The sequence below is a fragment of the Halomonas sp. genome (assembly GCF_014859505.1).
Taxonomy (GTDB): domain Bacteria; phylum Pseudomonadota; class Gammaproteobacteria; order Pseudomonadales; family Halomonadaceae; genus Halomonas.
This window is the reverse complement of sequence record NZ_JACUUD010000116.1, coordinates 1-8,318: the sequence shown is the minus strand read 5'-3', so window position 1 is coordinate 8,318 and position 8,318 is coordinate 1. Positions and strand designations below refer to the sequence as shown.

Annotated in this window: 7 protein-coding genes; all 7 read left to right on the top strand. The window is 68.3% G+C overall.

The genetic code is table 11. The features are described from left to right. A partial coding sequence (locus IBX53_RS13005) for a TRAP transporter large permease subunit (RefSeq protein WP_290909914.1) occupies positions 1 to 276 on the top strand: 276 nt, incomplete at its 5' end. A gap of 136 nt (positions 277 to 412) precedes the next feature. Then, positions 413 to 1,198 (top strand): enoyl-CoA hydratase, encoded by a 786-nt coding sequence (locus IBX53_RS13000; protein WP_290909912.1) that lies wholly within the window; start codon positions 413 to 415, stop codon positions 1,196 to 1,198. A 60-nt stretch (positions 1,199 to 1,258) separates the two neighbouring features. Next, positions 1,259 to 2,446 carry a CoA transferase gene (locus tag IBX53_RS12995; protein WP_290909910.1) on the top strand — a complete coding sequence of 396 codons (1,188 nt, stop codon included), beginning with the start codon at positions 1,259 to 1,261 and terminating at the stop codon, positions 2,444 to 2,446. A gap of 48 nt (positions 2,447 to 2,494) precedes the next feature. Further along, on the top strand, positions 2,495 to 3,700 hold the full coding sequence (locus tag IBX53_RS12990) for an aminotransferase class V-fold PLP-dependent enzyme (RefSeq protein ID WP_290909908.1): 1,206 nt from the start codon (positions 2,495 to 2,497) through the stop codon (positions 3,698 to 3,700). Positions 3,701 to 3,736: 36 nt separating this feature from the next. Next, a complete protein-coding gene (locus IBX53_RS12985) occupies positions 3,737 to 6,733 on the top strand; it encodes an FAD-binding and (Fe-S)-binding domain-containing protein (RefSeq protein WP_290909906.1) in 2,997 nt (998 codons plus the stop codon). A gap of 63 nt (positions 6,734 to 6,796) precedes the next feature. Then, the gene (ltaE, locus tag IBX53_RS12980; RefSeq protein WP_290909904.1) at positions 6,797 to 7,831 is read left to right on the top strand and encodes a low-specificity L-threonine aldolase; all 1,035 of its coding nucleotides are present in this window, start codon (positions 6,797 to 6,799) and stop codon (positions 7,829 to 7,831) included. Between the two features lie 47 nt (positions 7,832 to 7,878). Further along, positions 7,879 to 8,318 (top strand): gamma carbonic anhydrase family protein (locus IBX53_RS12975; protein ID WP_290909902.1); only part of this gene is annotated, 440 nt, incomplete at its 3' end.

Sequence of the window (8,318 nt, the reverse complement as noted above, 5' to 3'; positions counted from 1 at the left end):
ATCATCCTGGTGGTGCCCATCGTCATGCCGCTGGTCGGTGCGGCCGGAATCGATCCGGTCCACTTCGGCCTGGTGGTGTGTCTCAACCTGGCCATCGGCCAGCAGACCCCGCCGGTGGCCAGCGTGCTGATCACGGCCTGCTCGATCGCCAAGACGGATGTCTGGTCGGTGACCCGCTCGAACCTCGGTTTCATCGGCGTGCTGCTCTTCATCCTGCTGCTGGTGACCTATATCCCTGCCATTCCGATGGCCCTGGTGGAGCTCTTCTACCGTTGACGGAGGGCCCCGGCGAGCGCCTGGCCTCTGGGTGGCGCTTCGCCGGGCTGATCACACGAGGAGGGGAAATGATAGTGGCGAAAAATGCATTTATTATTCATTGTCGGGTAACCGGCCGCTACGAGGGAGAGGCATGATGACAGCCAACACCCTGCTGCATGAGGTGCGCGATGGCGTGGCCTGGCTCGGCTTCAACCGTCCCGAGAGCCGCAACGCCATGACCTGGGAGATGTACGACGCGCTCTCCGGCCACTGCGACCGCATCGCCACGGATGACGCCATCCACGCGGTGGTGCTCCACGGGGTGGGCGGTGAGGCCTTCGTGGCCGGCACCGATATCGGCCAGTTCGAGCACTTCAGCGAGCCCGAGGACGCCCTCGGCTACGAGCGACGCATCGATGCCGTGGTCGGCAAGCTGGAGGCGCTGGACAAGCCCACCATCGCCCTGCTGGAGGGGGCCTGCGTGGGCGGCGGCGCGGCGCTGGCCCTGGCCTGCGATTTCCGCTACGCCACGCCGAGTCTCAAGTTCGGCGTGCCCATCGCCCGCACCCTGGGCAACACCCTCTCCATTACCAACGTCTCGCGGCTGATCGACATGCTGGGGGTGGCGCGCACCAAGGAGGCCCTGATGCTGGGCACCCTCTTCGATGCGAAACAGGCCAGCGCGGCCGGGCTGGTCAATGCGGTCCTGGCACCCGACAGCATTTACGCAGAGGTGGCCGCGGTGGCCGAGCAGCTGGGGCGTCGGGCGCCCCTCACCCTCAAGGCCAGCAAGGCACTGGTGGGCCGGGTGCTGGCGCATCGCCGCCTCGCGCGGGAGGCCAGCGATGACTGGGTCACCGCCTGCTACATGAGCGATGACTTCAAGGCGGCGGTGAGCAAGTTCCTGCACAAGACACCCTTCGAGTGGACCGGCCGCTGAGCCGATCACCAGGCTGGCCGAGGCTGGCATGACACGACAACAACAAGCGAGGTGAAGCCGATGCTTCCCCTGGAAAGACTCAAGGTCCTGGACGTCTCTCAGATCATGGCCGGCCCCTACTGCACCATGGTGCTGGGCGACATGGGGGCTGAAGTGATCAAGGTCGAGAAGATCAACGGCGGCGACGACAGCCGGCAGATGGGCCCCTACGTCAACGACGAGTCGACCTGCTTCTCGCAGATCAACCGCAACAAGAAGAGCATCTCCCTCAACCTCAAGGAGGAGCGGGCCCGGGAGATCTTCTACCGCCTGGCCCGGGAGGCGGATGTCATCGTCGAGAACTATCGCCCTGGCGTGACCACCTCTCTGAAGATCGACTACGACACCCTCAAGGCGATCAACCCCGGGATCATCTACTGCTCGATCTCCGGCTACGGCCAGACCGGCCCCTACAGCCACCGCGGCGGCTTCGATCTGGTGGCACAGGGCATGACCGGGCTGATGTCGATGACCGGTGAGCCGGGCCGCCGCCCGCTCAAGACCGGGGTGGCCGTCTACGACATCGGCGGCGGCATCACCGCTGTCTACTCGATCCTGGCGGCCTACATCCACCGGATGGCCACCGGTGAGGGGCAGCACATCGATATTGCCATCACCGAGTGCGGCCTGCCCTGGTTCACCTGGGAGGCCGCCGCCTTCTTCTCGGAGGGCAAGGTGCCGGAGCCCACCGGCTGGCGGCACCGGGTCTCGGCGCCCTACCAGGCGGTCAAGGCCCGCGACGGCTACCTGATGCTGGGCTGCGCCAACCAGCGCACCTGGGAGCGCTTCTGCGGCGACGTGCTGGAGCGCCCCGAGCTGATGGAGGACCCGCGCTTCCTCACCAACCAGGATCGCGGTGGGCACGTCGAGGAGCTCGAGGCGCTGCTGGAGTCGATCATGGCCGACCGGGACGTCGACGACTGGCTGGCCAGCTGCGACCGGGCCGGCGTTCCCGCCGGGCCGATCAACGATTTTGCCCAGGCCATGGCCGACGAGCATTACCTGGCCCGGGGCATGGTGCAGGAGATGGAGCACCCGGTGATGGGCCGGATGAAGACCATCGGCTTTCCGAGCAAGTTCTCGGCCACCCCCTCCCGGATCCGTTCCCCGGCACCGCTGTTCGGCCAGCACACCGACGAGGTCCTGGGTGGCCTCGGCCTGTCCCCCGACGAACTCGCCACGCTGCGTGACGAGGGCTGTATCAAGTAGTCCTCGACGCCACCGCACCCGACACGACGCACCCTACGGAGAGACCCCATGCTCAATCTCGACTTTCATCCTTCCGGCCGCCACTTCCTGCAGATCCCCGGCCCGTCGCCGGTGCCGGACCGCATCCTGCGGGCGATGAGCCTGCCCACCATCGACCACCGCGGGCCTGAATTCGGTGCCCTCGGCCTCGAACTCCTCGCCAAGATCAAGCGGGTCTTCAAGACCGAAGGCCCGGTGATGATCTACCCGGCCTCCGGCACCGGTGCCTGGGAGGCGGCGCTCGCCAACACCCTATCGCCTGGGGACAAGGTGCTGATGTTCGAGACCGGCCAGTTCGCCACCCTGTGGCACAAGATGGCGCGCCGCCTCGAGCTCGAGCCCGAGTTCCTCGGCCTGCCGGGCTACGAGGGTTGGCGCCAGGGCGTGCAGGCCGACATGATCGAGGCGCGCCTGCGCGAGGACAGCGCCCACGAGATCAAGGCGGTCTGCGTGGTGCACAACGAGACCTCCACCGGTGTCACCAGCGACATCGCCGCGGTGCGTCGCGCCATCGATGCCGCCGGCCATCCGGCGCTGCTGCTGGTCGACACCATCTCCGGGCTCGCCAGCGCCGACTACCGCCACGACGAGTGGGGGGTGGACGTCACCGTCTCCGGCTCCCAGAAGGGGCTGATGCTGCCGCCGGGCATCAGCTTCAATGCCCTCTCCGACAAGGCCATCGAGGCCAGCCGCCACAACCGCATGCCCAAGAGCTTCTGGGCCTGGGACGAGATCCTCGAGGCCAACAGGAACGGCTACTGGCCCTATACCCCCAGCACCAACCTGCTCTACGGCCTCAACGAGGCGCTGGACATGCTGCTCGAGGAGGGGCTGGAGCATGTCTTCGCCCGCCACCAGCGCTGGGCGGCCGGGGTGCGCACGGCGGTCGAGGCCTGGGGCCTGGAGATCCAGTGCCAGGATCCGGCCGTCTACTCGCCGGTGCTGACCGGGGTGGTGATGCCCGAAGGGGTCGACGCCGACGCGGTGCGCAGGATCATCTACGAGCGCTTCGACCTGTCGCTGGGCATGGGGCTCGGCAAGGCCAAGGGGAAGATGTTCCGCATCGGCCACCTGGGCGACTGCAACGACCTGACCCTGATCGCGACCCTGGGCGGCTGCGAGGCCGGCATGAAGCTCGCCGGGGTGCCCCTGGCGGGCAGCGGCGTGACGGCGGCGCTGGACTATTTCGCCCAGCATCCCCTCGACGCCAAGTGAACCCACCGCATAGTCCCCAAGGCTGAGGAAGGCAGGATGACGTCTCTCACGGACAAGACCACCTCACCGGATGCGCGGGTCAAGCCGGTGACCGAACTGGCGACGCGCCTGGCCCGGGAGCTGGAAGGTGAGGTGCTGTTCGACCAGGCTTCGCGGGGCCGCTATTCGACGGACGCCTCGATCTACCAGGTGACCCCGGTGGGGGTGGTGATCCCCCGCCACCAGCAGGACCTGACCGCGGCGCTGGAGATCGCCCGGGATGCCCGGGTGCCGATCCTGGCCCGGGGCGCGGGCACGAGCCAGTGCGGCCAGACCGTGGGCGAGGCGCTGGTGATCGACACCACCCGCTGGCTCAGCGAGATCGTCGAGTTCGATCCCGAGGCGCGCACCGTGGTGGTCGAGCCCGGCATCGTGCTCGACCATCTCAACGCCTGGCTCAAGCCCCACGGGCTCTGGTATCCGGTGGATGTCTCCACCAGCGCCCAGTGCACCCTCGGCGGCATGACCGGCAACAACTCCTGCGGCTCGCGCTCGATCTACTACGGCAACATGGTGCACAACGTGCTGGGCGTGGACGCCTGGCTGGCCGACGGCAGCGAGGGCCACTTCGGCTTCGTCGACCGGCTGCCGGTCTCGGGGCGGGTGCGCGAGCTGGCCGATCGGGTGAAGGCCATCGCCGACGGCGTGGCCCCCGAGATCCGCGAGCACTTCCCCAAGGTGCTGCGGCGCGTTGGCGGCTACAACCTCGACCTCTTCGACTGCCAGAACCCCAAGCCCTACGACCCGGAGGGGCGGGTCAACCTGGCCCACCTGCTGGTGGGCTCCGAGGGTACCCTGGCGGTGAGCCGGCGCATCACGCTCCGGCTCTCGCCGCTGCCGGAGCACAAGGTGCTTGGCGTGGTGAACTTCCCCACCTTCTACCAGGCGATGGATGCCACCCAGCATATCGTCACCCTGGGACCCACCGCGGTGGAGCTGGTGGATCGCACCATGATCGACCTGTCGCTTCAGAACCCGGCGTTCCGCCCGGTGATCGAGAAGGCGCTGATCGGCCAGCCCCAGGCGGTGCTGCTGGTGGAGTTTTCCGGCCAGGACCGCGAGGCTCAGCTCGCCTCGTTGAAGCGACTTTCCGAGCTGATGGCCGACCTGAGACTACCGGACAGCGTGGTGGAGATGCCCGAGCCCGCCGAGCAGAAGGCGCTATGGAACGTGCGCAAGGCCGGCCTCAACATCATGATGAGCATGAAGGGCGACGGGAAGCCGGTCTCCTTCATCGAGGACTGCGCGGTGCCACTGGAGCACCTGGCCGAGTACACCAACAAGCTGACCGAGGTGTTCCACCGCTACGGCACCGAGGGGACCTGGTATGCCCACGCCAGCGTGGGCACCCTGCACGTGCGGCCGATCCTCGACATGCGTCGCGACGGCGGCGAGAAGATGCGCGAGATCGCCGAGCAGGCATCACAGCTGGTGCGCGAGTACAAGGGGGCCTACTCCGGCGAGCACGGCGACGGGCTCTGCCGCGGCGAGTGGGTGGCCTGGCAGTTCGGGCCCGCCGTCAACGACGCCTTCAAGGCGATCAAGGGCACCTTCGACCCGGAGAACCTGCTCAACCCGGGCAAGATCGTCGATACGCCGACGATGAATGACGATCGCTACTTTCGCTTTCCGAAGGCGTATCGCCGGATTCCACTGGCTCCGGTGTTCGACTGGTCGGCCTGGAACGTCACCCGCGACCCGCTGACCGGCGAGCAGGGGGAGCCCGGCAGCGCCGGCGACGCCACCCATGGCCTGGCCATGGCGGTGGAGATGTGCAACAACAACGGCCACTGTCGCAAGTTCGACGCCGGCACCATGTGCCCCAGCTACCGCATCACCCGCGACGAGCAGCACCTGACCCGCGGGCGCGCCAACACCCTGCGGCTGGTGCTCTCGGGCCAGCTGGGGGAGGCGGGCCTGGCCAGCGACGAGGTCAAGGAGGCACTCGACCTGTGCGTCTCCTGCAAGGGCTGCAAGCGCGACTGTCCCACCGGCGTCGACATGGCCAAGTTCAAGATCGAGGCGCGCACCGCCCGGGCCCGAGCGAAGGGGCTGTCGCTGCGCGACCGCCTGGTGGGCGAGATGCCGCGCTATGCCCCCTGGGCCAGCCGCTTCGCCGGGCTGGTCAACGGCGTCGAGCGCGTGCCCTTGCTGGCCCGGGCCATCAAGCGCTCGCTCGGCCTGGCGCCGCAGCGCTCGCTCCCGGTCTTCGGCGGCAACTTCCTGGCCGAGCCCCACGACACCCCGGCCCTCGCCTCCCGGGAGGTGCTGCTGTTTGTGGATACCTTCAACAATTACCAGGAGGGGGACAACGCCCGGGCCGCTCGGCGGGTGCTGGAAGCCGCCGGTTACCGGGTACACCTGAACCTGAGGAAGGGCGAAAGGCCGCTGTGCTGCGGGCGCACCTACCTCTCGTCCGGGCAGTTCGCGAAGGCCCGGCGGGAGGCGCGTCGCACCCTCGATCACCTGATGCCCCACGTGAAGCGGGGCGTGGCCATCGTCGGGCTCGAACCGTCATGCCTGCTGACCCTGCGCGACGAGTTCCTGCAGTACGGGTTCGGCAAGGAGGCCGAGGCGCTCTCCCGCGCGGCCTTCCTGTTCGAGGAATTCCTGGTCAAGGCGCATGACGCCGGCGAGCTGCCGCTGGTGCTCAAGGCGCTTCCCCGCCGGCGCGCCATGCTCCATGGCCACTGCCATCAGAAGGCCTTTGATGCCCTGCGCCCGGTGGAGGCGGTGCTGTCGTGGATCCCCGACCTCGAGGTCGAGACCATCGAGTCCTCCTGCTGCGGCATGGCCGGCAGCTTCGGCTACGAGGCGGAGCACTACGACGCTTCGCTCAAGATGGCCGAGTTGTCGCTGCTGCCGGCGATCCGCGAGGCTGATGACGACACCGTGCTGGTCGCCGACGGTACCAGCTGCCGCCACCAGATCCGGGACGGCAGCGGCCGCGAGGCGATCCACGTGGCCCGACTGCTGGAGCAGGCGCTGGCGTGAGCGCCGTTGTGGCGCCATCATGGCGAAACGTGAGGCCAACCCACGAGAAGGCAAGGAGCTTCGATGATCGATCTGCGCAGTGACACCGTGACCCGGCCCACCCCGTCCATGCGCGAGGCCATGGCCCGTGCCGAGGTGGGTGATGACGTCTGGGGAGACGATCCCACCGTCAACGCCTTCGAGCAGGCTGTGGCCGAATGCGCCGGCAAGGCCGCCGCGCTGCTGTTCCCCTCGGGCACCCAGAGCAATCTCTGTGCGCTGCTGACCCACTGCCAGCGGGGCGAGGAGGTGATCGCCGGTCAGTACTCCCATATCTTTCGCGACGAGGGCGGCGGGGCCGCGGCTCTGGGCAGCATCAGCGTCCAGACGCTGCCCCACGCGGCCGACGGCAGCCTGGCCCTCGACGCCCTGCGCGGTGCCGTAAAGGGCGACGATATCCATCACTGCCGCAGCCGCCTGCTGGCGCTGGAGAACACCTTCCGCGGCAAGGTACTGCCCCGGGACTTCGCCCTGGCCGCCACGGCCCAGGCCCATGAACAGGGGCTTGCTACCCACCTGGACGGGGCGCGGCTCTTCAACGCCTCGGTGGCCACGGGGTTGTCGCTTGCCGAGCTCTGCGAGGGCTTCGACTCGGTATCGCTGTGCTTCTCCAAGGGGCTCGGCGCGCCGGTGGGGTCGCTGCTGCTGGGCAAGGTCGATTTCATCGCCCGGGCGCGGCGCTGGCGCAAGACCCTGGGTGGGGGCATGCGCCAGTCGGGGCTGCTGGCCGCGGCGTGCCACCATGCCTTCCAGCACCACGTCGAGCGCCTTGCCGAGGACCACGACAACGCCCGACGCCTGGCAGAGGGGCTGGGGGGCGTCTCGGGCGTGGAGGTGCGGGCCTGCGACACCAATATGGTCTTCGTGGCCTTCCCGGAGGCCCACTGCCAGGCGCTGAAGGCGCACCTCGAGGGTCAGGGTATCCTGATGGCGGTGGGGCCGGTCACGCGGCTGGTGACCCACCTCGACGTGCGCGTCGAGGATATCGATCGGGTGGTGGCGGCGGTGAACGACTACTTCGTCCGGGCCGGCGGCGACCTGGCGGCCGCGGCAAGCTGATCTCTCCTGACAACCCACAGCGCCCACATGACAAGGAGACGCGCGATATGGCGATCTATCAGTACGGGGAGCATCGCCCCGACCTCCAGGACGATGTCTACGTGGCCGAGACCGCCGACGTGATCGGCCAGGTGACTCTCAAGGCCGGCGCCAGCGTCTGGTACCAGGCGGTGCTGCGCGGCGATACCGATCATCTCGAGGTGGGCGAGCAGAGCAATATCCAGGACGGCGCGGTGCTCCACGCCGACCCCGGCTTCCCGCTCCGTGTGGGCAGGGGGGTGACCGTGGGCCACCAGGCAATGCTGCATGGCTGCACCATCGGCGACGGCAGCCTGATCGGCATCCAGGCGGTGATCCTCAACGGCGCGGTGATCGGCGATAACTGCCTGGTGGCGGCCGGCGCCGTGGTCAAGGAGGGGGCGGAGTTCCCGCCCAATTCGCTGATCGTCGGCGCGCCGGCCAAGGTGATTCGTGAGCTCTCGGAGGA